The following is a 23900-nucleotide window of genomic DNA, read 5'->3' as shown; positions in this document are numbered from 1 at the left end:
GATGCGGCATGGCGTCAACTACCTCCACGAGAAGGCGGGCCTTATTCACCCTTTCGGGCTTATTGGGGCCTCTCAACCATACCGCAAAAGCGGGTACACTCCCGCCGTGATCGGCGTGAATGTGAAGTTCATCTGTGCGATTGCCTGGGGTAGTAACCCAAATGGCAGGCACAAAAAAACCGCTAATTGTCGGCTGCGTGTAACCGCTCGTGGAAGTAGTACTGTTGGGGTTAGTAGCCCCAACGGATAAGATCGTACCGTGTCGGATCGTGTCACGCAATATCATTTTGCACGCCCTACCGGGGATTTTGGGCAAGGCTTCGCCCTGGGAGGTGCGCCCATATGGTGAAAAGTTCATAGCGGAGTTATCCTAATGTCGGTGGTTGGCTGGCTTGCCGAGCATGTGATGATGCGATGAAGCGCCAGCGGATTGGTCAGGGCTGTACTGTATTTCAGGCAGCCCTTTCTTTTGCTGCAATGTTCACACTCTAGGCCGCTTTACCCTGGGCGTTCATCCAATCCCGGATGTCTTCAGCCCGCCAAGCTGTCACTCGCTCGGACAATTTCACCGGCTGGGGTAATTTTCCGTTAGCTGTCCAACGCCAAACCGTCACCACGGCGATCCCCAGCAATTTCGCCAGCGTACCGACCCTTACGAAACCTTCCTTGGGTAATTCAGATGATGCATGTAATGACATGATTTGATAGCCCTCGATGTGTCTTGTGATGTCAGGAGCTATCAAACCATGAGAGGAGATATGTGTGGGGAAGTTATAGAAAATTACCGGAAGTTATGGAATAACTTCCTTAGCGACCATCACCTCTACTTAGCCAAGTTCTCAGAGTTTTAGCTGTCAGGCTACTCAGTTGTTTGCTATGCCCGTTACGAGTTATTTTTTGCTGTAACGCTTCTGTACTGCCTTTTAGCTCATCTGGGGTATAACCGAGGGCTTTCAACAAGTCCACAATGGCATTGCTCTGTCTTTCCGTCACTCGTACGGGGACATCTATATCTGAATATATATTTTGATGAGGAGGTGCTGTAGTATTACGAGCATATTTATTGAGAGCATTTCCAGAAGCAATGCTCTCTTTCATTCTTAATAAATCATCATTGCAAACCCTAAAAAGGGATTCACAATCTTCAATGTGAGCTTTATTTAAATAGATACAACTACCACCAATATTAACTTTCAAACTTATCGAGTCGACCATCACTATATTTTCAAACCCATTTTTAAAACCAGCTCTCAGATAGGAGTATGGGATTGCAACCTCATGAAAACCCGAAACCCAAACCCTATAGCTTATATAGTCGAGTTTTTTGATACTCTCGTGCTTAGCTTGTCTTTCCGCTGGTGTATCGCTCTCTTTAATTATTGGCGGGTCATACTTATCCAATTTAATCCATACGTCATGATATTCTACCGCTGTAGGTTCTTCTTCACCGGCATCAGCATTAGAACCAGCACAAATATCACTGTATTTATTTATCTCATCCGTATCTAAATCGTCAGTATTGAACTCATCAGAAAGAAGAAAAATAACGTCAGTACCGTGACCACGCAAAGTTCCATTACCAACACCAATGAATTCTACATCAACCGTACCGAGCTCACCTTGATAACATATCTTACCAAGCACATCGTTATCAAAATATATGTCGTTACAGACAAATCCACTCCCACCAGAAGGCCATTCACCATCTTCATCAAGTTTCAAAAATAATTTAATAGCGCCAATCTCGTACCAGTGAAAAATATCCTCAAGTTCACAGCCCAATAATCTTGCCGCACGAGAAGGGGTACAATACTCAAGAGGAATAAATCTTTCATTTGTCATGATGTTGCCTCTATACGCTGCCTTGTTCTAAATTGCCGGATAAGGCCCGAGCGGCTTGCTCTCTCGTGTCAGACACGACAAAGTCGTTAACCCACTCGGTTAAAATTCACTGGTAGCACATTGCTACCCCGTTGCGAGTCATAGAAATCAGCCAGCCATTGCAACAGCTTGCGCCTGTCGTCCAGGTACTCGGCCCGGTGATAGGCTGCCCGCACCTTGTTGCGTTCGGCGTGGGCAAGCTGGCGCTCTATCACATCCGGATCAAAGCCTTCCTCGTTCAAGGTGGTAGAGGCTAATGCCCTGAATCCGTGCGGTGTAGCGATCCCTTTATAACCCATCCGCCCCATTGCATAGCTCAAGGTGTTCTCACTCATGGGATTGGTCAGCTTGCGCTCACTCGGGAACAGCAACTCACAGTGGCCTGTCAGCTGGCGCAGCTCATCGAGCACGGCTAACGCCTGACGAGAAAGGGGGACAAGGTGCTCGGTTCGCATCTTCATCCGCGCAGCAGGGATCCGCCATTCTGCCCGTTCCATATCGAACTCATCCCAACGGGCAAAGCGCACTTCACCAGGGCGGGTCATGGTCAACATCAGCAGATGGAGGGCAAGACGAGTCGCCGGATTAAGTGGCTCAGCTTCCAAACGTCGGAAGAACTCTGGCAGCTCAGAACGGGGCAAAGCGGGTCTGTGCTCCTGCTTGGTGGCCTTGAGTGCCCCTTTCAGGTCTTGGGCCGGGTTGTAGCTGGCTCGTCCAGTCTGAATGGCGTAGCGCATGATCGCACTGATCCGTTGCAGTATCCGTCCTGCTGTTTCAGTTGCGCCCCGTTTCTCCACTTTCCGTAAGGCCTCCAGAATCATGGGGGCTGTGAGTTCGGTAACAGGGACAAGCCCGAGGTCAGGGAAGGCATCGACTTCCAGAGATTCGATTACCCGAGTGGCGTGGCCAGGACTCCACAGGGCAAGCTGGCTCTGGTGCCACTCCCGCGCCAGTGCTTCGAAGTTATTCTCGCTAGCCAGCTTGTTGGCGATCTTGCTCTGCTTTTTGACTAAGCCCGGATCCACACCTTCAGCAATCAGTCGACGAGCCTCATCTCGTTTGGCTCGCGCCTCTTTCAGTGACACCTCGGGATAGACCCCTAAAGCCAGCGTCTTCTCTTTGCCGCCGTGGCGATACTTGAGCCGCCAATATTTACCGGACTGGTTGACCAGCAGGAACAACCCCTTCTCATCAGAGAGCTTCTGAGGCTTGCCAGTGTATTTGGCCTGCCGGGCGGTGATATCGGATAGCGGCATGGGGGGGTCTCCCGTCTCAACTTGGGGGTACTTATCACATGCTGGGGACAAAAGATGGACACTCGGCGGGCCAGGAACGGCACGGGATGGTGACCTGTGGGGGTACTTTTTACCCCCATCTGGACTGATACCCCCAGATGTACCCCCAACAATGGGGGTATGTTATGGGGCTATATGATACGACAGGACATAACAAAAAACCCGCACAGCCTTAAGCTATGCGGGTTCTAGCCATGTCATGATACGACATGAAATTCAATAATGGTGCCCGGGGTCGGACTCGAACCGACACGGTTATTCACCGGCGGATTTTGAATCCGCTGCGTCTACCGATTTCGCCACCCGGGCAACTGCGAGGGATTATACGAATGGCGCGATGCCATGCAAGGTGTTTTTCGATTGAACACTCCCGTTTGTTCATTTATTCAACGCCTTGCCGATGCGGGGCCAGTTACATAGAATGCCGCCATCATCTTAATGGAATAAAAACGATGGCCAAGCCTAAAAAAGTCCAACAAAAATCCCCCTCTCCCGCCACTCAGCCATACCCGTCAGCGGGTCTGCTGCGTCGCCTCGGCGCCCTGATCTATGATGCGCTGGTGGTGACTTCGCTGCTGATCATCGCCGGCTTTATCGGCATGGGTGTCGCCAAGCTGTTGCTGGTCACCGGCATGGCCAGCGTACCGGCGGGTGAAGATACCGTCTGGTTGCTGACCCGCCACCACCTAAGCCTGATCTACACCCTGTGGCTCGCCTTCGTCATCTGTGGTTTCTACACCTGGTTCTGGACCCGCGCTGGCCAGACCGTCGGCATGCGCGCCTGGCGGCTGCGCATTCAGAACGAAGATGGCAGCCACATCCGCGTTACCCAGGCGCTGATCCGTCTCGCCACTGCCGCCTTTGGTCTGGGCAACCTGATGTGCCTGTTCAACCGCCAGCGCCCGCGGGCGTTTCAGGATATCTGGGCCGAGTGCGAAGTGATCGTGCTGAGCAAAGAGGCAAATCTGGAATTGTTGAACAAGTAATCCCGGATCAATGCAATAACGAAAGAGGGCACCAACAGGTGCCCTCTTTGCATTTCCTCATAACCTCGTGCGGATTACTGCTTGCGGCTGAGGATGTAGAAGGAGATACCGCCAAACAGCAGGCTGGGCGCGATAGCCGCCAGAATGGGCGGTACCGCATAGACCAGACTGATGGGGCCAAACACCCGATCACTCACGTAGACGGCGAAGCCGGTCATGATCCCCATCAGCATCCGCGCCCCCATGCTCACCGAGCGTAGCGGGCCAAAGATGAAGGAGGAGGCCAGCAGGATCATCGCCACCACCGAGAGCGGTGACAGCAATTTGCGCCACATCTCCAGCTTGTAGCGACCGGCATCCTGCTTGTTGGCATCGAGATAGCCGATGTAGTCGAGCAGACCGGAGACCGAGAGGTTCTCGGGGTCGATACTCACCACCCCCAGCTGTTTGGGCGTCAACTCCGAGCTCCACTCCATCTTGTCATGCTGTTCGCTGCGGATCTGCGCCGGGTCGTCGAAGCGGGTAACCTGAGTCTGCTTGAGCAGCCAGTGGTGGCGCTCGAACACCCCCTCCTGCGCCTGCACCACGTCGATCAGCTTGCGCTCGGGGGTGAAGCGATAGAGGGTGATGCCGGTGAGTGCACCATCGTTACGCACCCCGTTGATATTGACGAAGTTGTTGCCATCGCGAGCCCACACCCCGTAGGCGGAAACCGTCAGACGACCTTCGGAGAGCGCGCCCGCCTTGATGTCATCAGCTATCCGCTTGGCGATGGGGGCCACATATTCCCCCATCAGCCCCACCATGATCATCAGCGGGATCGCCGTCTTGAGCGCCGCCATTACAATACTGATCTTGGAGCGACCCGCCGCCTGCATCACCACCAGCTCGGAGCTGGTCGCCAGCTGACCCAGACCAATCAGGCCACCCAGCAGCGCGGCCAGCGGGAAGAAGAGCACCGCCTCCTTGGGCATGGAGAGCAGCACATAGTAGAGGGCATTGATCATGTCGTAGTTGCCGTCACCGACCGACTTGAGCTGCTCCACATACTTGATGAGCGCCGCCAGACCAACCAGCGTGATTTCACACAGCAGGATCGACATAAAGATGACCCTACCGATATATCTATCGAGAATGCCAAACATCAGCAGAAGTTCCTATGTTGCAGCATCATGCTGATTTTCTGTTGAAATAGCGCCCTTTCACCCCGTTCCACCAGCTGGTGCCCTGCAGATTGAGGGGCAGGCCGATAAACAGCAGGTAACCGAGCGGCACCAGGAACATCCCCGGCCAGTAGGGCAGCCGACCGCTGTCGATGGCCGAACGGGCGGCGCTGAGCAGCAGGAAGTAGGAGAGATAGAGCATGATGGCCGGCAACAGCTTGGCGTAGCGCCCCTGACGGGGGTTGACCCGCGCCAGCGGTACCACCAGCAGGGTGAGCACCGGAATGGAGAGGGGCAGCGAGATACGCCACTGCAATTCCGCCATCATGGCGTTGTCCTGGGTACCGAACAGTTCCATGGTCGGCTTGGCCGCCGCCTTGCGGTTGGAACGCTCCATCTCTTGCTGGCGGATCACCAGACCATATTCGCGAAAATCGGAGATCTGGAACTGCTTGCCGGAGAAGTTCCCTTCGTAGCGGGAACCATCCATCAGGGTCAGCCACTGCAGACCGTTCTCGTCGACCGTCACCACCCCTTCGGTCGCCACCACCACCGAGGGAGGATTATTCCCCTCCGCCCGCTGCAGCACGAAGATCTTTTGCAGTTTTGAGCCGTTGTCGTTCAAATCCTGGATATAGGCAACCAGACGCCCCTTGTCGAGCTCCATAAAGCGGCCAGCCTGCAGGAAGGAGATACCCGGATCCGACTTGAACTCGTCGATCACCTGATACTCGCGCTCCTTGGCCTGCGGGGCGATCCAGCCAGTGTTGAACGCCGCGACCACCGCCGTCAGCAAGGCCAGCAACATGGCGCTGCGCATCACGAAACGGTGGCTGAAGCCGACCGCATGCATCACCGTCATCTCGCTTTCGGCGTAGAGGCGACCATGGGCAAACAAAATGGCTAAAAAGAGACTGATAGGCAGCATCAACAACGCCATATTGGGCAAGTTGAGCAGCAGCAGGGTGGAGACCAGACGTGTCGGCACCTCGCCATCGGCGGCGTCACCGATGATCTTGATAAATTGTTGGCTGACAAAGATAAGCAGCAATACGAATAACACTGCCAGCTGGGTTTTCAGGGTTTCCCTGAACAAATATCGGAAAACGATCACAGTCATTCCCAAGTAAACTTGTGTTTTTAGTCGAATGCCTGAAAAATAGGGCCGTATATTGGATTTTTACCAGTTTGAACTGCGGAGCCTGTGGCTGTTCGCTCCGCCTCTGATACCCCAACAAGCACCGCATTATTCAATAAAAGGTGCCTTTTGTCTTTAGGATGTAGGAGATTCCATGGAGTTCAGTGTAAAGAGTGGCAGTCCAGAGAAGCAACGGAGCGCCTGCGTCGTAGTCGGCGTATTTGAGCCTCGTCGCCTCTCTCCGGTTGCCGAACAACTGGACAAGATCAGCGATGGCTATATCAGTTCGCTGCTGCGCCGTGGCGACCTGGAAGGGAAACCAGGCCAGATGCTGCTGCTGCATCAAGTACCGGGCGTGCTCAGCGAGCGCGTACTGCTGGTCGGATGCGGCAAGGAGCGGGAACTCGACGAACGCCAGTACAAGCAGATCATCAACAAGACCATCACCACCCTGAACGAAACCGGCTCCATGGAAGCGGTCTGCTTCCTCACCGAGCTGCACGTCAAGGGTCGGGATACCTATTGGAAGGTGCGCCAGGCGGTAGAAACCACCAAGGCGGGCCTCTACAGCTTTGATCAGTTCAAGACCAACAAGGCCGAGCCACGTCGCCCGCTGCGCAAGCTGGTATTCAACGTGCCGACGCGTCGGGAACTGACCATTGGTGAAAAAGCCATCGCTCACGGTCTGGCCGTGGCCAAGGGTGTGCGGGTCTGCCGCGACGTGGCGAACATGCCGCCCAACGTCTGCAACCCGGCCTATCTGGCCTCCCAGGCCCGTCGTCTGGCAGATGCCTACGACAACATCACCACCAAGGTGGTGGGCGAGCAGGAGATGGCCGAACTCGGCATGAACTCCTATCTGGCCGTGGCTCGCGGCTCCGACAACGAAGCCATGATGGCCATCATCGAATACAAGGGTCATCCGGATGCCAAGCCCATCGTGCTGGTCGGCAAGGGTCTGACCTTTGACTCCGGCGGCATCTCCATCAAGCCTGCTGACGGCATGGACGAGATGAAGTACGACATGGGTGGCGCTGCCTCCGTGCTCGGTACCATGCATGCGCTGGCCCAGCTGCAACTGCCGATCAACGTCATCGGCGTGCTGGCAGGCTGCGAGAACATGCCGGGTGGCAACGCCTATCGTCCGGGTGACATTCTCACCTCCATGTCCGGCCAGACCATCGAAGTGCTCAACACCGATGCGGAAGGTCGTCTGGTGCTGTGTGATGCGCTGACCTATGTGGACCGCTTCGATCCGGAAACCGTGATCGACGTGGCGACCCTGACCGGTGCCTGCGTCATCGCACTGGGCCACCACACCTCGGGTCTGCTGGCCAACCACAACCCGCTGGCCCACGAGCTGCTCAACGCCTCCGAGCAGGCGGGAGATCGCGCCTGGCGTCTGCCGTTGTTCGACGAGTATCAGGAGCAGATCGATAGCCCGTTCGCCGACATGGCCAACATCGGCGGTCGTCCGGCCGGCACCATCACCGCAGCCGCCTTCCTGTCACGCTTCACCAAGAAGTACAACTGGGCTCACCTGGATATCGCCGGGACCGCCTGGAAGAGTGGCAAGGATAAAGGCTCTACCGGTCGTCCGGTGCCCCTGCTGACCCAGTTCCTGCTGAACCGGGCTGGCGTGGATATCGAAGAGAAAGAGTAACTTTATCATCCCTTCTGATGCGTGCATCAAAAGGGTTGGCGTTACCCTGAACCACAAGGAAGAGGCCCGCCTCTTCCTTGTTTCATTCTTGAATCAGTGAGCTGCGGACGGGAAACGCCCCGTCAGCCTCATTAGGCGGTCAACAGTCCGTCACCGCAAAACGGGATCAACCTGATGAGCCAAGTGACCTTTTATCTGATGAGCGAACAGGATGACGCGCAGGCCTCTGCGGTCGAGCGACTGGCCTGCACTCTTGCGGCCGAGTCGTGGGGCGCGGGCCATATCTACCTGTTCTGCAACGATGAGGCCCAGGCTCTGCGTCTGGACGAGCTGTTGTGGCAACTGCCGCCGGAGCGCTTTGTGCCGCACCAGCTGCAAGGCGAAAGCGGCATGGCTCCGGTGGAGATCGGCTATCAGCCACCGAAACGGCGCTACGCCCGCCTCATCAATCTGGCCACCGCGACACCTTTGTTTGCAGGACACTTCGCTCAAGTGGTAGATTTTGTCCCCACTGACGAAACACAAAAGCAGCAAGCCCGCGAGCGCTACAAGCACTATCGCCAGGCAGGCCATACCCTCGAAATGAGGGATCAGCCCGTCCTTGCCGCACCGGATCCGGCGCAGCCCTGACTGCAACCAATTGATCCATAAAGAATCAACACCAGACTCCATCCATCCAGATTACGGCGAGACCATGGAAAAGACTTTTAATCACAACGCCATCGAACAGGCGCTCTATCAGCACTGGGAAGCCCAGGGTTACTTCAAGCCCCACGGCGACACCAGCAAAGACTCCTTCTGCATCATGATCCCGCCGCCGAACGTCACCGGCAGCCTGCACATGGGTCACGCCTTCCAGCAAACCCTGATGGATACCCTGATCCGCTACAACCGCATGCAGGGCAAAAACACCCTGTGGCAGGCAGGTACCGACCACGCAGGTATCGCCACCCAGATGGTGGTTGAGCGCAAGATCGCCGCAGAAGAGGGCAAGACTCGCCACGATTACGGCCGTGATGCCTTCATCGACAAGATTTGGCAGTGGAAGGAAGAGTCCGGTGGCACCATCACCCGCCAGATGCGCCGTCTGGGCGACTCCGTGGATTGGGAGCGCGAGCGCTTCACCATGGATGAGGGTCTCTCCGCCGCCGTGCAGGAAGTGTTTGTTCGTCTCTACGAAGATGGACTGATGTACCGCGGCAAGCGTCTGGTGAACTGGGATCCGAAACTCAACACCGCCATCTCCGATCTGGAAGTGGAGAACCGCGAGATCAAGGGCCACATGTGGCACCTGCGCTATCCGCTGGCCAACGGCGCCAAGACCGCCGAAGGCAAGGATTACCTGATCGTCGCCACCACCCGTCCGGAGACCATGCTGGGCGATACCGCCGTGGCCGTGAACCCGGAAGATCCGCGCTACAAGGCACTGATCGGCCAGCACATTCTGCTGCCGCTGGTGAACCGTCTGATCCCCATCGTTGCCGACGAACACGCCGACATGGAGAAGGGCACAGGTTGCGTGAAGATCACCCCGGCTCACGACTTCAACGATAACGAAGTGGGCAAGCGCCACAGCCTGCCGATGATCAACATCTTCACTCTGGATGCCCACGTGCGTGCCGAGGCCGAAGTTGTCGACACCAACGGCAACCCGAGCACTGCCTACGATGCAGCCCTGCCGGCCGAGTTCGCCGGTCTGGAGCGCTTCGCCGCCCGCAAGGCGATTCTGGCCAAGCTGGAAGAGCTGGGTCTGCTGGACGAGATCAAGGATCACGTGCTGCAACAGCCTTACGGCGATCGCGGTGGCGTGCCCATCGAGCCGATGCTGACCGACCAGTGGTACGTGCGCGTAGCACCGATGGCCAAGACCGCCATCGAAGCGGTGGAAGATGGCCGCATCCAGTTCGTGCCGAAGCAGTACGAAAACATGTACTTCTCCTGGATGCGCGACATTCAGGACTGGTGCGTCTCCCGTCAACTGTGGTGGGGTCACCGTATCCCGGCATGGTATGACGACGCCGGCAACGTCTACGTTGGCCGCAGCGAAGATGAAGTGCGCGCCAAGCACAGCATCCCGGCCGTAACCGTACTGCGTCAGGACGAAGACGTGCTCGACACCTGGTTCAGCTCCGCCCTGTGGACCTTCTCCACCTTGGGCTGGCCGAACAACACCGAGGCACTCAAGACCTTCCACCCGACCGACGTACTGATGAGCGGCTTCGACATCATCTTCTTCTGGATTGCCCGGATGATCATGATGACCATGCACTTCATCAAGGACGAAAACGGCCAGCCGCAAGTCCCGTTCAAGACCGTCTACATCACTGGTCTGATCCGTGACGAAGAGGGCCAGAAGATGTCCAAGTCCAAGGGCAACGTGCTGGACCCCCTCGACATGATCGATGGCATCTCGCTGGAAGATCTGCTGGAGAAGCGCACCGGCAACATGATGCAGCCGCAGATGGCCGAGAAGATCGCCAAGCGTACCGCCAAGCAGTTCCCGGAAGGGATCGATGCCCACGGTACCGACGCCCTGCGCTTCACGCTGGCCGCGCTGGCCTCTACCGGTCGTGACATCAACTGGGACATGAAGCGCCTGGACGGCTACAACAACTTCTGCAACAAGCTGTGGAACGCCTCCCGCTATGTGCTGATGAACACCGAAGATCAGGACTGCGGTTTTGCCGGTGGCGAAATGCAGTTCAGTCTGGCGGATCGCTGGATCCAGTCCCAGCTGCAAGTGGCCATCCGTGACTTCCGTACCGCCCTCGATACCTACCGCTTCGACATCGCGGCTGGCGTGCTGTACGAATTTATCTGGAACCAGTTCTGTGACTGGTATCTGGAGCTGACCAAGCCGGTGCTGACCAAGGGTTCCGAGGCCGAGCAGCGCGCTGCCCGCCACACCCTGGTGACTGTGCTGGAAACCCTGTTGCGTCTGGCGCACCCGATCATCCCGTTCATCACCGAGACCATCTGGAAATCGGTCGCCCCGCTGGCTGGCGTACACGCCGATACCATCATGATTCAGGCCTTCCCGGAGTTCGATGCCGCCAAGGTGGACGAAGCCGCGATGGCGGATCAGGAGTGGGTGAAGGAGTTCATCGTCAGCATCCGCAACATCCGCGCCGAGATGAACGTGGCCCCGAGCGTACCTCTCAACGTGCTGCTCCAGTGCGATGCCAAGGATGCCCAGCGTGCCGCTGACAACGAGGCCTTCCTCAAGTCGCTGGCCCGTCTGGAGTCCATCCGCGTACTGGCGGACGGTGAAACCGCACCGCTGTCAGTGAAGAAGCTGATCGGTGCCACCGAGCTGATGATCCCGATGGCCGGTCTCATCGACAAGGATGCCGAACTGGCCCGTCTGGCCAAAGAGGTTGCCCGTCTGGTGGGCGAGTGCGGCCGTATCGAAGGCAAACTAGGCAACGAAGCCTTCGTCGCCAAGGCGCCGGAAGCGGTCATCGCCAAAGAGCGCGAGAAGCTGGAAGATTACCGTCTCCAGCTGACCAAGCTGGAAGCCCAGCAGGCTGAAATCGCCGCGCTGTAAGCACCGCGACCAACCGCTACAACAAAGCCCCCTGCCAAGGGGGCTTTTTCATATCCGCGCTTCCCGCCTCAGCTCACCAGCAGCCAGCCGCAAAAACCGAGATAGAGCAGACCGACCAGCGCCAGCCGTCCGGCGGTCATGGCCCCCTTTCTGAACCCCCACCAGAGCAACCCCACCGCCAGCAGCGTCACCAGCGAGGAGGCCATCATGGCGCCATCCAGCAACCAGGGGGTAAAGAGCAGACAGAAGGCCTTGGGGATAGTGCCCTGGATCATCATGGCCCCGGAGATATTGGCCAGCGCCAACCGGTTCTTGCCCTGCCGCACCCAGATCAGCACGTTCATCAGCTCCGGCATCTCGGTCGCCACCGGACTCAGCAGCAGGGCCGCCAGCACCGGCGAGAGGCCAAACAGCTCGCCCATGCTCTCCAGCTGATGGACAAACAGCTGGGCCGCCAGCGCTACCACCACCAACGCAGCCAGCGTCTGCAGCAACACCTTGCCAAGGGGCGGGATCCCCGCATCGGGGGCCAGCTTGAGAGGTTCTGGCAGCTCGACTTCGTGGCTGTCAGTTTGTTTCAGCTCGCGCCGCACATAGATGAGGTAGACCAGCACAAAGAACGGGGCCAGCCAGCTCTTGCCGGTGAAGGCGACCAGCCCCAGCGCGGTCGCCACTAGAAAGATGCCCATAAACCAGCGCTGATCCCGGCCAATCTCCCGCTGCACCTCGCCATTGATGGCGCGCTCGGTACGCCCCATGCAAAGCAGCAGGGTGAGACCGACCGCCCCATAGCCGATGGTCGCCAGCACCAGCGGCCCGCCGAGGGCGGCGCCGATGCCGATCTCCTGCTGGGCGGTTGTGTTGCCCATCAGCAGGGCGGTGAGGGTCACGATGCACTCGGGCAGCGCCGTACCCAGTGCCGCCAGCAGCGAGCCGGTGGCGCTTTGGGAGAGTTTGAAGTGGTGGCCGGTCCACTCGATGCCATTGACGAAATATTCGCAGGCAAGGTAGATGGTGACCGCAGAGACGAGAAATAACAGCAGGGTAATCAACATAATAGATACCGCCAGGCGAGCAAAATAACCGATGGACCCGACATGGCTCGCCCGGCTGGCGTGCATATCGAGGCCAAAGGTCTTGCAGAGCGATAGTGCCTATCGCCGCCCATGCCATGGATACGAGGATCCAAGAGTGTTGACATGGGCCCGGCCCGGAATGCGGGCGGGTTGCTACTCCCCAATGACTGAGGGGACGTTTTAGCAACTCGACCGCCGCCTCACAAGGCAAATTAATGACAACTCATTCAATAAGTTGTAAGGGAATGTAACCTCGCCAGCCCCTCCTCCCCACCGCTATTGCGCTGTTGGCACACCGATTGCTGTAGGTAGTTCACTATCCACAACAGTTTGGGAAGGATGAACAATGAAACGGTGGATCCAACATTTCTATCAACTGAACCGCCTCAATTGGCTGATGGTCTGGTTGTTGCTCTGCTGCAGCATCATTCTGCTGTTTCCGGCCGGGCTGATGAAAGGGGCCGTCAGCCAGTGGGCTGCGGATCATGCGGCCTGGCTGGGGGTCGGCATGCTGATCGCCATCTCCTACTTCTGCAGTCAGGGCTTCCTGATCGCCTGGGAGTGGGCATGCGAAGAGTGGCAGGCGCGCCGTCAGCAGGACCAGCTGGCCCAGATGATCGGCTTCCTCGACTTCAACGAGAAGGCGGTGCTGCGCGAGTTCGTGCTGCAGCGTAAAAGCGTCATAAACTTGCCGATCACCGAGCCCGCCGTCAAAAACCTGATGGATGCCGGCGTCCTCACCTACGCCTACGGCAAGCCGACCCGGGAGAAGGATGACGAGAACCAGATCCGCGCCCTGATGATCGCCCTGCCCGCCCGACCACTGCTCACCTACAAGGTGCTGGGACTGTCGCGCGGCAAGATGAGCGACGAGCAGGTGGAGCAGATCATGAATGCCAGACCCAAGTTCGCCCAGAAGGGGTTCCAGCGCTAACCGCCGCCCCATCCGCCAGATGCAAAAGAGCCGGACACTGTCCGGCTCTCTCGTTTCTGCGCGACGTTCTGTACATCCCTTGCGTCTTGTTGCGCCCTACCCCTTTAGGCTGGAGCAAAAGCTGACATCGTCCTGCACCGGATCATCGCTCATGCTGTGATAGAGCTCGAAGCAGGGACCATTGCCAAACTCCAGCCCGGCAGCAACGATGCCGCCGATATGCTCCTGCCAACGCGGGCCATACTGACTGCGGTCGGTAATAAGATAACGGGACTGGGCATAACGACCGGCGGGAATAAGCTGGATCTCGACCGCTCCCATCCCCACCGTCCCCGCAGGCACCGTCACCCCGATGTCAGTGCGACACTGGGCTGGCGGAGTCACCTCGGGGTTATCGTGATAGATGAAGATCCACTCCCCACCTTCCAGACCGCGGGCGCTGGCCCACTGATGCAGCTGGCTGCAGACGGGGTCATACCCCTCGCCATAGGGGCCGGTGACACGCATATAGGCCAGAGTGCGGGCGTCCATCTCGATGGTTTTCATGGTATTGCTCCTTGCTGATGAGTGACCCTCAGCATAAGGATTAGGCTGCACAAGTGCGTGTCCATCCTTGCTCATCAAGTGTCCATTCTTGCTCTTGTCGCGGCGAAACTCTCCCGGCGAGCAACCATAGTAACGGCGAAATACCTTGGCAAACGCCTGAGAGCTGGCGAGCCCCGCCCCCAACGCAATGGCCGTGACACTGGCATCGGAATAGCAGAGCTGCCAAGCAGCCCGCTGGATGCGCAGACGACGACACATCTCCCCGGGCGTCTCCCCCGCCACAGCCGTAAACACCCGGTGAAAATGGTAGAAAGACAAGCAGGCACTGCTTGCCAGCGTTTCGATGGAGAGATCGGGATTCTGCTCCAGCGCCCGGATCACCGGGCGCAATCTGGCCTGATAATCGACCATGCCGTTAGCGACTGGCGCCCCCCGCGACTCTGGCCATATAGAGCGCATCCACATAGCGCCCCTGGCGGAAGGCATAGTCGCGAGCCAGTCCCTCCTGAGTGAAACCGAACTTGCGATAGAGCGCCTGTGCGGCCTCATTGTCGGTATAGACGGTCAGCTCAATCCGGTGCAGGTTGAGCCAGTTATCGGCCAGATCCAGCGCCGCGGCCATCAGGGCAGAGCCAACCCCCTTGCCAGCCCAGTCATCCCGCACTCCCATGCCAATCCCGGCCACATGCTTGCGTCTGGGATTGGGCTCCACATGCAATGAGATCTGACCCACCAGCCTCCCATCGGCCTCCGCCACCAAGGCGACCACATCACCGTTCTCCAACCGTTTTTGCCACTGGCTAAGGGGTGGCATAGGCAGGTGCAAAGTGCCCGCCTGGGCATTGGGCATGGCGTAAAGATCCCGCAAGGCGGGGGCATCGGCGGGTTCGGCATGACGGATAGTAATCTGCATATGAGGCTCCTTCTCGAAACCTCCATCATGCAACATCCAGCGCGGTTACACATCCCCCCGCCCCCATTTGTCTTGCCTATCAAAGGGCTAGGAAAAGCCCATTGGCCCATCACTGCGCAGATCCGTAGGCTGGCCCCATATCAACAAGGAGAGAAGCCATGACTGACAAGACCCTGCACAGCGCCAACGGCGCACCCGTCGTCGACAACAACAACAGCCTCACCGCTGGCCCGCGCGGCCCCGTACTGATGCAAGATATCTGGTTGATGGAGAAACTCGCCCACTTCGATCGCGAGCGCATTCCCGAGCGGGTGGTTCACGCCAAGGGCTCCGGCGCCTACGGCACCTTTACCGTGACCCACGACATCAGCGCGTTCAGCAAGGCCGACCTGTTCAACACCATCGGCAAGCAGACCCCGGTCTTCCTGCGCTTCTCTACTGTAGCCGGTGAGAAGGGTGCCGCCGATGCCGAGCGCGACGTGCGCGGCTTCGCCCTCAAGTTCTACACCGAGCAGGGCAACTGGGATCTGGTGGGCAACAACACCCCGGTCTTCTTCATCCGCGATCCGCTGAAATTCCCCGACTTCATCCACACCCAAAAGCGGGATCCGCGCACCAACCTGCGCAGCGCCACCGCCGCCTGGGACTTCTGGTCCCGCCATCCGGAATCCCTGCATCAGGTCACCATCCTCTTCAGCGATCGCGGCATCCCCAAGAGCCTGCGGGAGATGAACGGCTACGGCAGCCACACCTTCAGCTTTATCAACGACGCCAACGAACGCTTCTGGGTCAAGTTCCACTTCAAGACCGAGCAGGGCCACAGCTTCTACACCGATGAAGAGGCGGCCAATGTCGTCGGCCAGGATCGGGAGACCAGCCAGGCCGATCTGTTCAATGCCATCGAGCAGGGCAACTTCCCGCGCTGGAAGGTCTATGTGCAGGTGATGCCGGAGGCCGACGCCCAGACTTACCAGATCCACCCGTTCGACCTCACCAAGGTGTGGCCGCACAGCGACTACCCGCTGATCCCGGTGGGCGTGCTGGAGCTTAACCAGAACCCGGACAACTACTTCGCCCATGTGGAGCAGGCGGCGTTCACCCCGGCCAACGTGGTGCCCGGCATCGGCTTCTCGCCGGATCGCATGCTGCAAGGGCGGCTGTTCTCTTACGGTGACACCCAGCGCTATCGCCTCGGCGTCAACCACGGTCTGCTGCCGGTCAACGCCCCGCGCTGCCCGTTCCATCACGGCGCCCATCGTGATGGCGCCATGCGGGCGGACAGCAATGGCGGCGCCAGCCCCAACTATCAGCCGAACCGCTTCGGTACCCAGCAGCCGAGCGAGCTGCACGAACCGGCGCTGAGTCTGGAAGGGGCCGCCCTGCACTACGATTTTCGCGACTACGACAGCGACTATTACAGCCAGCCGGGCAAGCTGTTCCGCATCATGGACGAGGGGCAGCGTTCACGGCTCGCCGCCAACCTGGCCCGCTCCCTCATCAATGTGGAGGATGACGCCATCGTCGCGGCCCAGCTCAAACACTTCGAGCAAGCCGACCCCGAATACGCCAAACGGGTCGAACTGGCACTGGCCGCCTTGCAGCGCTAAGCCGCAAGCAGGAAAACTCTACAAAAACAAAACGGGGGCCTGATGGCCCCCGTTATCGTGATATTGACGGTGAGAAATAGAAAACGGAGCCCGAGGCTCCGTTTTTTCAATGCTGTATCAATCCCGGACGGAACGCGCTTCACGCTCTTCCCGCTCCCTTGCCAACAGGCGTTTGTACCACCAGCTACTGCGACGACGTTGTGCATTGGAAGAGCGACGAGCCATTTCTTAGGTTCCAGCCAAGAGAAGAAAGGAGCTGCATTATGCGACAGGGATCACGTCCATGTCTTTAGCTGGATCAAGAAAAGCCTCACTGACCCACGGAAATCGTCTTCTGATCTTTTGCTCCCCGGGTGGCAGGCAACACCACCGCAGGAGAGCGCCAGGCCAGTGGGCCATTGCTCTCGAGGTCGTTCTGCGGGCCGCACTCCAGCCAGATATCTCCCTGCAGAATGCGGGCCCCTTCGGAATATTTCTGATCCGCAAACCAGCAGACCCGCTCGGGCAATGAGCCCAGCGGCAACACCAGTTCGGGACTGGCAGACTCGCCCACCACAGTGGTTTTGGACGCAGCCAGAGCGGGGGCGAGCCAGAGGGAGACCAGCAGGCAGAGCAGTACATTTTTCATGAGAGGGATCCTGTTTCGATGGGAGGCATTCTCGAAGAGTCGACCAGCCCCTGGGTTTACTTGACTGACAATCATACTGCCTGCTGGCATTGTGGAACCAATATGGTAGCCTGCCAGCGCCTGCGGGCAGTCTCTCACTGCCACGCGCAAACTTCCGGTGAATTTGTCACGTCCTGACAAAATATAACCTTATTTATCAAATCGTTATTTGGATATTATCCCAATGCGTATCATGCCGTTGCTTCAGGCGGCCTGCCTGAGCCTGATGTTGTCCGCCTGCGTTGCCCCATTGCTGATGATGAGCCCCACCAGCCAGCTGATGTGGGCCCTGCTCAAGCCGCTGGTCGGCTTTGACCCGAACGAGGTCAATCTGTTCGAACAACCCCTGATCAAGGATCGGATGACCGCCATCCTTGGTCCCAACTACGACAGCACCATGCAGTTGCTCAAGACTGCCGACAAGTTACAGCAGGAGGGGCCGCTTTTCTATGTGGTCTCCGAGTATGCGCCCGTGCCGGATATCGCCAAGCAGGCGGGGATGGTGTGGAACTCGCAAACCAACCAGATGTCGGTATTGCTGCAAAAAGGGGATGGCACCACCCTGACCTTCGGCGAAAATCTGGCGGGCACGGCACCGACCTGGCCAACCGCCATGCAGGGCTGGCAGACCCCCACCAGCCAGCTCACCCCGGCGGCCAATGCCCTGACCGGTACGGCAACCAGTCAGAGTGGCACCTCCCCCTTCACCCTTGGCAGCGCTCTGGGCACAGTGACCCGCGGCGTCACCGGCTCGCTGACCAACAGCGCCAGCCAGGCCATCAGCGGCGCAGCCGCCAACGCCACAGGCCAGGCCACCCAAGCAGTGAGCCAAAGCACGACCGCTCTTACCCGCACTGCAACCACCGCAGTCACTGCACCTGCCAAACAGGCGGTGAGCAGCTCCACCGCCACCGTGACGCAAGAGGCCACCAAAGCCGTTGTCACACCGGCCAAACAGGCTGTCAGCAGCGCCGCTGCGACCGTAACCCAAGAAGCCACCAAGGCCGTTGCCGCTCCTGCCAAGCAAGCCGTCAGTAGCGCCGCTGCGACCGCGACCCAAGAAGCCACCAAGGCCGTTGCCGCGCCTGCCAAGCAAGCCGTCAGCAGCGCTGCTGCGACCGCGACGCAAGAAGCCACCAAAGCCGTTGCCGCGCCTGCCAAACAGGCCGTCAGCAGCGCCGCTGCGACCGTGACGCAAGAGGCCACCAAAGCCGTTGCCGCTCCGGCCAAACAGACCGTCAGCAGCGCTACAGCAACCGTGACACAAGAAGCGACCAAAGCCGTTGCCGCTCCGGCCAAACAGGCTGTCAGCAGCGCCGCTGCGCCCGCGGCGCAAGAAGCTACCAAGGCCGTTGCAGAACCAGCCCGGCAGGCCGTCAGTGCCGCATCCCATACGGCCGGAGAGAGCGTCGCCGATGCCGCCAGAGCGGCGGAAGCCAAGGCTCGCGCCAAGGCAGAGGCGGAGATGGAAGCCCTGCTGAAATAAACCGACAGGCCACCGCAAGGTGGCCTGTTTTTTATCCCGCTACCGGATCATGACGTTATGGAAAAGGCCACATAGACTGTTAGGTAACTACCCGCACAAGGAGTGCATCATGCGTCGTCTGCTCCCTGCTCTCGCTTCTCTCGCCCTGTTTATCGCGCTCCCGGCTCCGGCACTTATCTACTATTCGGAACAGAACATGCCGCTCAATGGCCAGGATAAAAATGGTCAGCCTGTGGGGTTGGCGGTCGAGTTGCTGCGCCTGATGTGGCGTGAAATGGGAGAGCCGGAGCAACCCATCCACTTTCTGCCCTGGGCCCGCGGCTGGTATCTGCTGACCCAGCAGCAAGAGGCCGTGCTCTTTACCACGGCGCACACCAAGGAGCGGGATCCCCACTTCCTCTGGGTCTGCCCCATCAGCCACTCCAGGGTCGCGCTGGTCGGCCGCAAGCAGGATGCCCCCAAAGTGGCCAGCAAAGCGGATCTCGCCAAGCTGCAGATCGGCGTGATGCAGGCGGATGTCGGGGAGCAGTTGCTGCTCAACCGCGGGATCAGCCCGGGCAATATGATGGCGGTGGAGCGCATGGAGCAGGTGGTGCGCCAGCTCATCATGGCACGCACCGATCTGGTGGCGGGCAACGAGGTGATGTTGCGCCATCAGGCCAAGGAGCTGGGTTTCCCCAGCGAGGATTTTGTCACCGTCGCGATTCTTGAAGAACAGGACAACTGCTTCGCCTTCAACCTGAGGGCAGACAAACAACAGGTTGCCCGCCTGCAACAGGCGCTGGACAAGGTCAGACAGGGGGATGAATACAAGCAGCTGGTGAAGCGCTACCAGTTGCTCAGTATCCTGCCCGAAACCAATCCCCCCATCCCGCGCCTAGAGTAACCCCGGCCCGCCCTATGGCGGGCTCGTTGTATCTCCCGTCGATGAAACGGGGGATGCCTCCATCGGCGCCGTAATGAGGTGGTTCAAAAAGAGAGTGAACAGCTCGGCCCGCGAGCCGAGTCGCAGCTTGCCATAGAGATGCTTGCGGTAATTCTTCACCGTGCCGCTGCCAATCCCGAGCGCTGCGGCAATCGCCTCGGTATCCAATCCCTGCAGCAGCAACTCCGCCACCTGCCGCTCGCGCCGGGTGAGCAGATCCCCCCCGACACTCGCCATCGCCTGCTCCACCGCACTCCGGATGCTGGCGCTGTCTGGCAGTGCAGTGCTTTGGGCCAGCAGCGGCTGGCTCTGCCGCCACTGCTGACGACAAAGCGAATGTACCAGCGGGAACAGCTGCTCCAGCCTCGCCAGCTCGTCACGGCTGAGGGTACTGCGCTTGTCGAGTCGCCCGAGAAACAGCATCAGCGTCAGCCCCTCCCGCACCGGCAGGATCAGCCCCACCTCCTCCTGCCAGCCGGTGGCCTGATAGAAGTGGTGGCGATATTCGGGATCGAGCCGCCCTTGGGAGACCTGCGCCAGGGTCCATACGCCGGCAGGCAAGCCCTGTTCCAGCGCCTGCATAAAGGGATCCTGACTGAAGTGGCTGGTGAGGTAGCGGTCAAACAGCAGAGCCCGCTGATGATTGAGGTTGTCGTAGAGGTAGACGGGGCGCTGCCCCACCCCGAGCAGCAGGGCGCAATCAAACGCCACCTGTTGCTGGATCAGCCGCACCAGCGCCGCCGCAAAGGCGCTGCTGTGCAGGGCATCGACCACCTCGGTCATGCTGCGGGTCAAGGCATCTGTGGTGAATGGCTGGGTCATGGTGACACGTTTCCGGTGACGGGGAGCGATTCCCCGCTATGGCTGAATGCTAGCACGAGAGTGGCAAAACTGTCCCTCAGGGGACATATCCGCCACCGGCCAGAACGGCGAGGATGACGGCTTTTCCCCTGCTGTTGGAGAACCCATGATCAACCCCCACCTGCTCGATGAGCTGACCGAGCGCGGCCTTGTGGCCCAGAATTCCGACCCGGCGGCCCTGGCCGATCATCTTGCCACCCCGCGCACCGTCTATTGCGGGTTCGATCCCACCGCCGGCAGCCTGCATATCGGTCATCTGGTGCCGCTCTTGATGCTGCGCCGCTTCCAGTTGGCGGGCCACACCCCGGTGGCACTGGTGGGCGGGGCAACCGGCCTTATCGGCGATCCCAGCTTCAAGGCGACCGAGCGCAGCCTCAACAGTGCCGATACCGTGCAGGGTTGGGTCGCCAGCCTGTCTGCCCAAATCAGGGCGCTGCTGCCCGCCGATGAGGGCCTGTCAGCCCCGCAACTGGTCAACAATGGTGACTGGATGGGGCAGATGTCCGCCCTCGATTTTCTGCGGGATATCGGCAAGCACTTCTCGGTCAATGCCATGCTGGCGCGGGAGTCGGTGCGCCAGCGGCTGGCCCGTCCGGATCAGGGCATCTCGTTCACCGAGTTCTCCTACGCTCTGCTGCAATCCTACGACTTTGCAGTGCTGCACCAGCGGCTCGGTTGCACCCTGCAGATTGGCGGCAACGACCAGTGGGGCAATATCACCAGCGGCATGGATCTCACCCGTCGCCTCCATCAGGCGCAGGTGCACGGCATGACCCTGCCCCTTATCACCAAGGCAGACGGCACCAAGTTCGGCAAGACCGAGGGGGGCGCGGTCTGGCTCGATCCGGCGCTCACCTCCCCTTACGCCTTCTACCAGTTCTGGCTCGGCACCGCGGATGAGGATGTCTACCGCTTCCTGCGCTACTACAGCTTTATGTCGCTGAGCGAGATTGATGCACTGGAGGCGGAAGATGCCAAGCGGCAGGGGCGAAAGCAGGCCCAGCAGGTGCTGGCGAACGAGCTGACCGAGCTGGTACACGGCAAGGCGGCGCTGGCGGCGGTGCAGCGCATCAGCGAACTGCTGTTTAGCGGCGATGTAGCTCGCCTCGGCGAGAGCGATCTGGCCCAGCTGGCGCAGGATGGCATGCCGTGCAGCACCGTCAGCGGCGAGACGGATCTGGTCAGCCTGCTGGTCAGCTGCGGTCTGGCTAACTCCAGGCGTATCGCCCGCGAACTGCTGGCGGCAGGCGCCATCAGCCTCAATGGTGCGCTCAAGCAAGATGATCAGCTGAGTGCCAATGATCGGCTGTTTGGCCGCTACCTGCTGCTGCGCCGGGGCAAGAAGCAGTATCACCTGGTGGAGTGGCAATAAGCCGCAGGGCGGGGAGCACAGCCTCCCCGCCCGCACCCAGAACCCCTTTTGAATCCCGAGTTGCGATCCCCCTCACAGCCTCTCCCGTCAGCAGCCACCATACTGGCACCGGCGAACATGGAGTACGCCACAAAATCTGTTCCTCACGAATCAACAAGGATGCTGATGATGAAGAGATGGCTTCTGGTGCTGCTCTGCACCCTGCCCATGCTGGCACATGCTGGCGGATACACCCAGACCCGCTACCCCATAGTGCTGGTGCACGGCCTGTTCGGCTTCGACAAGCTGCTCGGGGTCGATTACTTCTACGGCATTCCCCAGGCCCTGAGCCGGGATGGTGCCAAAGTCTACGTCTACGTGGCCCAGGTGTCGGCCACCGCCAGTTCGGAACAACGGGGGGAGCAACTGCTCGCCCAGGTTGAGCTGCTACTGGCGGCCACCGGCGCCGAGAAGGTCAACCTGATCGGCCACTCCCACGGCGGCCCCACCATTCGCTATGTCGCCTCGGTCGCCCCCGAGCTGGTCGCCTCCGCCACCAGCGTCGGCGGGGTCAACTACGGCTCCGAGATTGCCGATCTGGTGCGGGCCAATGCCGCCCCCGGCTCGGCCGCCGAGAAGCTGGCGGCCGCCGCAGCCCACGCCCTCTCCGGCATGATTTCACTGCTCTCGGGCGGGAGCCAGCTGCCGCAAGATCCGGTCGCCGCCCTCGATGCCCTCACCAGCAAGGGGGCCAGCCAGTTCAACCAGCGCTACCCGGAGGGGCTGCCCAGCCGCTATTGCGGCGAGGGGCCGATGCAGGCCAGCAACGGCGTCTACTACTTCTCCTGGAGCGGGCGCGGCAATCTGACCAATCTGCTGGATCCGGTGGATCCGGCACTGGCGCTGACCGGCGCCTTCTTCAAAGAGCCCAATGACGGACTGGTCGGGGTCTGCAGCAGCCACCTCGGCAAGGTGATCGGCACCGACTACCGGATGAACCATCTGGACGAAGTGAACCAGTCCTTCGGCATCCACCATCTGTTCGAGACCGATCCGGTCACCCTCTATCGCCAGCATGCCAACCGTCTCAAGGAGCTGGGACTATGAAGATAGCCACCCTGCTCGTCGCGCCCTGCGCCATCACCCTGCTGCTTGGCGGGGTGTTGCTCTGGCCCACTGCACCGACGGCAGACTCATCCCCCGCTCAAGCCAGCCAGCATGCACAGAGCCACCCGCACGATCCCGAGCAGGAGGCAGCCGATGTCCTGCAAGCGCGCTATCGCACCTTTGTCTCCGCCCAGAGCAGCCTGACGGTGCCCACCGAGATCTCCCTCGCCAGCCTGCAGATCCTGTTTGACGAGCGGGAGCAGCTGCGCCAGCAGAGCTTTACCCCGGCGGAGCAGGCCCAGCTGTTTGCCGAGGATCGGCTGATGGAGCAGCTGACCCTGCGCCGCAGGGCGCTGGCGGAGGCGAGAGACAGCGACAAGTCGCAGCTGGCCAGCGAGCTGGATCTCTGGCTGGCGGAGCAACCGGACTGGTTTCGCGAGGCGGAGGCCAACAGCCGTCTGCTTGAGGAGTTGCAAGAGCTGGCACAGATGGACCCGGCCAAACGGGAGGCTCTGCTGCTGGAGACGGGGGGGCCGGAAGCGGTGGATCGGATGCGCCAGCTGGAGCAGAACCGGCAAGGGTTCGAGGAGCAGCTCAGCGGCTTTCTGGCCGAGCTCAGACAACTGCCGAACGAGGCCCGGGCCGAACAGCAGCAGGAGCTGCTGGCCCGCTGGTTCGAACCCGGACAGTGGCGCCGGGTCGAGGCGCTCACCCGGCTCAAGCTGGGGGAGCCACAAGCCGAATGAGAAGGGGG

21 protein-coding genes, 1 tRNA gene and 1 riboswitch are annotated in these 23900 nt (G+C 59.6%); of the genes, 11 read left to right on the top strand and 11 right to left on the bottom strand.

What is annotated here, in order from left to right; all coding sequences use genetic code 11:
- Positions 1–488: 488 nt before the first annotated feature.
- The 4 genes from ACTG2W_RS14575 to ACTG2W_RS14560 all read right to left on the bottom strand — a co-directional run bounded on the left by ACTG2W_RS14575 (position 489) and on the right by ACTG2W_RS14560 (position 3485).
- Positions 489–698, bottom strand: coding sequence for a helix-turn-helix transcriptional regulator (locus tag ACTG2W_RS14575; protein ID WP_226031354.1), 210 nt, complete (start codon positions 696–698; stop codon positions 489–491).
- Positions 699–807: 109 nt separating this feature from the next.
- Positions 808–1842, bottom strand: coding sequence for a hypothetical protein (locus tag ACTG2W_RS14570; RefSeq protein WP_106843443.1), 1035 nt, complete (start codon positions 1840–1842; stop codon positions 808–810).
- A gap of 86 nt (positions 1843–1928) precedes the next feature.
- A complete protein-coding gene (locus tag ACTG2W_RS14565) occupies positions 1929–3137 on the bottom strand; it encodes a tyrosine-type recombinase/integrase (RefSeq protein ID WP_106843442.1) in 1209 nt (402 codons plus the stop codon).
- Between the two features lie 262 nt (positions 3138–3399).
- Positions 3400–3485, bottom strand: a tRNA-Leu gene (locus ACTG2W_RS14560).
- Positions 3486–3628: 143 nt separating this feature from the next.
- Here ACTG2W_RS14560 and ACTG2W_RS14555 point away from each other — a divergent pair.
- Positions 3629–4162, top strand: a complete 534-nt coding sequence (locus ACTG2W_RS14555; protein WP_162628446.1) for an RDD family protein — start codon at positions 3629–3631, stop codon at positions 4160–4162.
- Positions 4163–4236: 74 nt separating this feature from the next.
- Here the strand turns inward: ACTG2W_RS14555 and lptG are convergent, their stop codons facing one another.
- Positions 4237–5307 (bottom strand): LPS export ABC transporter permease LptG, encoded by a 1071-nt coding sequence (gene lptG / locus ACTG2W_RS14550; RefSeq protein ID WP_106843441.1) that lies wholly within the window; start codon positions 5305–5307, stop codon positions 4237–4239.
- 25 nt (positions 5308–5332) lie between these two features.
- A complete protein-coding gene (gene lptF, locus ACTG2W_RS14545; protein WP_005356742.1) occupies positions 5333–6445 on the bottom strand; it encodes an LPS export ABC transporter permease LptF in 1113 nt (370 codons plus the stop codon).
- A gap of 172 nt (positions 6446–6617) precedes the next feature.
- Between lptF and pepA the strand changes: the two genes are divergently transcribed.
- The 3 genes from pepA to ACTG2W_RS14530 all read left to right on the top strand — a co-directional run bounded on the left by pepA (position 6618) and on the right by ACTG2W_RS14530 (position 11673).
- Positions 6618–8126 carry a leucyl aminopeptidase gene (gene pepA, locus ACTG2W_RS14540; protein WP_005336423.1) on the top strand — a complete coding sequence of 503 codons (1509 nt, stop codon included), beginning with the start codon at positions 6618–6620 and terminating at the stop codon, positions 8124–8126.
- 174 nt (positions 8127–8300) lie between these two features.
- Positions 8301–8756 carry a DNA polymerase III subunit chi gene (locus ACTG2W_RS14535; protein ID WP_040068777.1) on the top strand — a complete coding sequence of 152 codons (456 nt, stop codon included), beginning with the start codon at positions 8301–8303 and terminating at the stop codon, positions 8754–8756.
- A gap of 64 nt (positions 8757–8820) precedes the next feature.
- On the top strand, positions 8821–11673 hold the full coding sequence (locus tag ACTG2W_RS14530; RefSeq protein WP_106843440.1) for a valine--tRNA ligase: 2853 nt from the start codon (positions 8821–8823) through the stop codon (positions 11671–11673).
- Between the two features lie 68 nt (positions 11674–11741).
- On the opposite strand, the gene ACTG2W_RS14525 is transcribed toward ACTG2W_RS14530, so the two are convergent.
- A complete protein-coding gene (locus ACTG2W_RS14525) occupies positions 11742–12728 on the bottom strand; it encodes a sodium:calcium antiporter (protein ID WP_181281615.1) in 987 nt (328 codons plus the stop codon).
- Positions 12729–12815: 87 nt separating this feature from the next.
- Positions 12816–12923, bottom strand: a riboswitch (yybP-ykoY riboswitch).
- Positions 12924–13095: 172 nt separating this feature from the next.
- Between ACTG2W_RS14525 and ACTG2W_RS14520 the strand changes: the two genes are divergently transcribed.
- Positions 13096–13683 carry a superinfection exclusion B family protein gene (locus ACTG2W_RS14520; protein WP_005336432.1) on the top strand — a complete coding sequence of 196 codons (588 nt, stop codon included), beginning with the start codon at positions 13096–13098 and terminating at the stop codon, positions 13681–13683.
- A 96-nt stretch (positions 13684–13779) separates the two neighbouring features.
- Here ACTG2W_RS14520 and ACTG2W_RS14515 read toward each other — a convergent pair whose 3' ends face one another.
- Both ACTG2W_RS14515 and ACTG2W_RS14510 read right to left on the bottom strand, forming a co-directional pair.
- Positions 13780–14640, bottom strand: a complete 861-nt coding sequence (locus ACTG2W_RS14515) for an AraC family transcriptional regulator (RefSeq protein WP_128836536.1) — start codon at positions 14638–14640, stop codon at positions 13780–13782.
- A 4-nt stretch (positions 14641–14644) separates the two neighbouring features.
- On the bottom strand, positions 14645–15142 hold the full coding sequence (locus ACTG2W_RS14510) for a GNAT family N-acetyltransferase (protein WP_106843437.1): 498 nt from the start codon (positions 15140–15142) through the stop codon (positions 14645–14647).
- 158 nt (positions 15143–15300) lie between these two features.
- Here ACTG2W_RS14510 and ACTG2W_RS14505 point away from each other — a divergent pair, with 158 nt between their 5' ends.
- Positions 15301–16749 carry a catalase gene (locus ACTG2W_RS14505; protein WP_440016310.1) on the top strand — a complete coding sequence of 483 codons (1449 nt, stop codon included), beginning with the start codon at positions 15301–15303 and terminating at the stop codon, positions 16747–16749.
- A gap of 310 nt (positions 16750–17059) precedes the next feature.
- Here ACTG2W_RS14505 and ACTG2W_RS14500 read toward each other — a convergent pair whose 3' ends face one another.
- Positions 17060–17377 carry a YnjH family protein gene (locus tag ACTG2W_RS14500; protein WP_058057498.1) on the bottom strand — a complete coding sequence of 106 codons (318 nt, stop codon included), beginning with the start codon at positions 17375–17377 and terminating at the stop codon, positions 17060–17062.
- Between the two features lie 223 nt (positions 17378–17600).
- Here ACTG2W_RS14500 and ACTG2W_RS14495 point away from each other — a divergent pair, with 223 nt between their 5' ends.
- Entirely contained in the window at positions 17601–18902 is a 1302-nt protein-coding gene (locus tag ACTG2W_RS14495) for a hypothetical protein (protein WP_106843434.1), read from the top strand.
- Positions 18903–19011: 109 nt separating this feature from the next.
- The gene (locus ACTG2W_RS14490) at positions 19012–19788 is read left to right on the top strand and encodes a substrate-binding periplasmic protein (RefSeq protein ID WP_106843433.1); all 777 of its coding nucleotides are present in this window, start codon (positions 19012–19014) and stop codon (positions 19786–19788) included.
- A 12-nt stretch (positions 19789–19800) separates the two neighbouring features.
- Here ACTG2W_RS14490 and ACTG2W_RS14485 read toward each other — a convergent pair whose 3' ends face one another.
- Positions 19801–20649: a helix-turn-helix transcriptional regulator gene (locus ACTG2W_RS14485; RefSeq protein ID WP_106843432.1), complete on the bottom strand. Its 849-nt coding sequence runs from the start codon at positions 20647–20649 to the stop codon at positions 19801–19803.
- Positions 20650–20794: 145 nt separating this feature from the next.
- Here ACTG2W_RS14485 and tyrS point away from each other — a divergent pair, with 145 nt between their 5' ends.
- From tyrS to ACTG2W_RS14470, 3 genes are all read left to right on the top strand, one after another.
- Positions 20795–22060: a tyrosine--tRNA ligase gene (tyrS, locus tag ACTG2W_RS14480; RefSeq protein WP_106843431.1), complete on the top strand. Its 1266-nt coding sequence runs from the start codon at positions 20795–20797 to the stop codon at positions 22058–22060.
- Positions 22061–22228: 168 nt separating this feature from the next.
- Complete coding sequence (locus ACTG2W_RS14475) at positions 22229–23146, top strand: lipase family alpha/beta hydrolase (RefSeq protein WP_440016307.1); 918 nt, start codon at positions 22229–22231, stop codon at positions 23144–23146.
- Positions 23143–23892, top strand: coding sequence for a lipase secretion chaperone (locus tag ACTG2W_RS14470; protein WP_106843430.1), 750 nt, complete (start codon positions 23143–23145; stop codon positions 23890–23892). The genes ACTG2W_RS14475 and ACTG2W_RS14470 overlap by 4 nt, the downstream gene beginning before the upstream one ends.
- Positions 23893–23900: the final 8 nt, after the last annotated feature.

Origin of the sequence: Aeromonas sp. 96A (assembly GCF_051919165.1) — a bacterium.
Classification (GTDB): Bacteria; Pseudomonadota; Gammaproteobacteria; order Enterobacterales; family Aeromonadaceae; genus Aeromonas; species Aeromonas veronii.
The sequence above is the reverse complement of the archived record's forward strand: the minus strand, read 5'-3'. Positions and strand labels throughout refer to the sequence as shown.

Excerpts from the sequence above, each read along its gene's own strand:
- ACTG2W_RS14575 (WP_226031354.1), bottom strand. The coding sequence starts at position 698 with ATGTCATTACATGCATCATCTGAATTACCCAAGGAAGGTTTCGTAAGG.
- ACTG2W_RS14570 (WP_106843443.1), bottom strand. The coding sequence starts at position 1,842 with ATGACAAATGAAAGATTTATTCCTCTTGAGTATTGTACCCCTTCTCGT.
- ACTG2W_RS14565 (WP_106843442.1), bottom strand. The coding sequence starts at position 3,137 with ATGCCGCTATCCGATATCACCGCCCGGCAGGCCAAATACACTGGCAAG.
- ACTG2W_RS14555 (WP_162628446.1), top strand. The coding sequence starts at position 3,629 with ATGGCCAAGCCTAAAAAAGTCCAACAAAAATCCCCCTCTCCCGCCACT.
- lptG (WP_106843441.1), bottom strand. The coding sequence starts at position 5,307 with ATGTTTGGCATTCTCGATAGATATATCGGTAGGGTCATCTTTATGTCG.
- lptF (WP_005356742.1), bottom strand. The coding sequence starts at position 6,445 with ATGACTGTGATCGTTTTCCGATATTTGTTCAGGGAAACCCTGAAAACC.
- pepA (WP_005336423.1), top strand. The coding sequence starts at position 6,618 with ATGGAGTTCAGTGTAAAGAGTGGCAGTCCAGAGAAGCAACGGAGCGCC.
- ACTG2W_RS14535 (WP_040068777.1), top strand. The coding sequence starts at position 8,301 with ATGAGCCAAGTGACCTTTTATCTGATGAGCGAACAGGATGACGCGCAG.
- ACTG2W_RS14530 (WP_106843440.1), top strand. The coding sequence starts at position 8,821 with ATGGAAAAGACTTTTAATCACAACGCCATCGAACAGGCGCTCTATCAG.
- ACTG2W_RS14525 (WP_181281615.1), bottom strand. The coding sequence starts at position 12,728 with ATGTTGATTACCCTGCTGTTATTTCTCGTCTCTGCGGTCACCATCTAC.
- ACTG2W_RS14520 (WP_005336432.1), top strand. The coding sequence starts at position 13,096 with ATGAAACGGTGGATCCAACATTTCTATCAACTGAACCGCCTCAATTGG.
- ACTG2W_RS14515 (WP_128836536.1), bottom strand. The coding sequence starts at position 14,640 with ATGGTCGATTATCAGGCCAGATTGCGCCCGGTGATCCGGGCGCTGGAG.
- ACTG2W_RS14510 (WP_106843437.1), bottom strand. The coding sequence starts at position 15,142 with ATGCAGATTACTATCCGTCATGCCGAACCCGCCGATGCCCCCGCCTTG.
- ACTG2W_RS14505 (WP_440016310.1), top strand. The coding sequence starts at position 15,301 with ATGACTGACAAGACCCTGCACAGCGCCAACGGCGCACCCGTCGTCGAC.
- ACTG2W_RS14500 (WP_058057498.1), bottom strand. The coding sequence starts at position 17,377 with ATGAAAAATGTACTGCTCTGCCTGCTGGTCTCCCTCTGGCTCGCCCCC.
- ACTG2W_RS14495 (WP_106843434.1), top strand. The coding sequence starts at position 17,601 with ATGCGTATCATGCCGTTGCTTCAGGCGGCCTGCCTGAGCCTGATGTTG.
- ACTG2W_RS14490 (WP_106843433.1), top strand. The coding sequence starts at position 19,012 with ATGCGTCGTCTGCTCCCTGCTCTCGCTTCTCTCGCCCTGTTTATCGCG.
- ACTG2W_RS14485 (WP_106843432.1), bottom strand. The coding sequence starts at position 20,649 with ATGACCCAGCCATTCACCACAGATGCCTTGACCCGCAGCATGACCGAG.
- tyrS (WP_106843431.1), top strand. The coding sequence starts at position 20,795 with ATGATCAACCCCCACCTGCTCGATGAGCTGACCGAGCGCGGCCTTGTG.
- ACTG2W_RS14475 (WP_440016307.1), top strand. The coding sequence starts at position 22,229 with ATGAAGAGATGGCTTCTGGTGCTGCTCTGCACCCTGCCCATGCTGGCA.
- ACTG2W_RS14470 (WP_106843430.1), top strand. The coding sequence starts at position 23,143 with ATGAAGATAGCCACCCTGCTCGTCGCGCCCTGCGCCATCACCCTGCTG.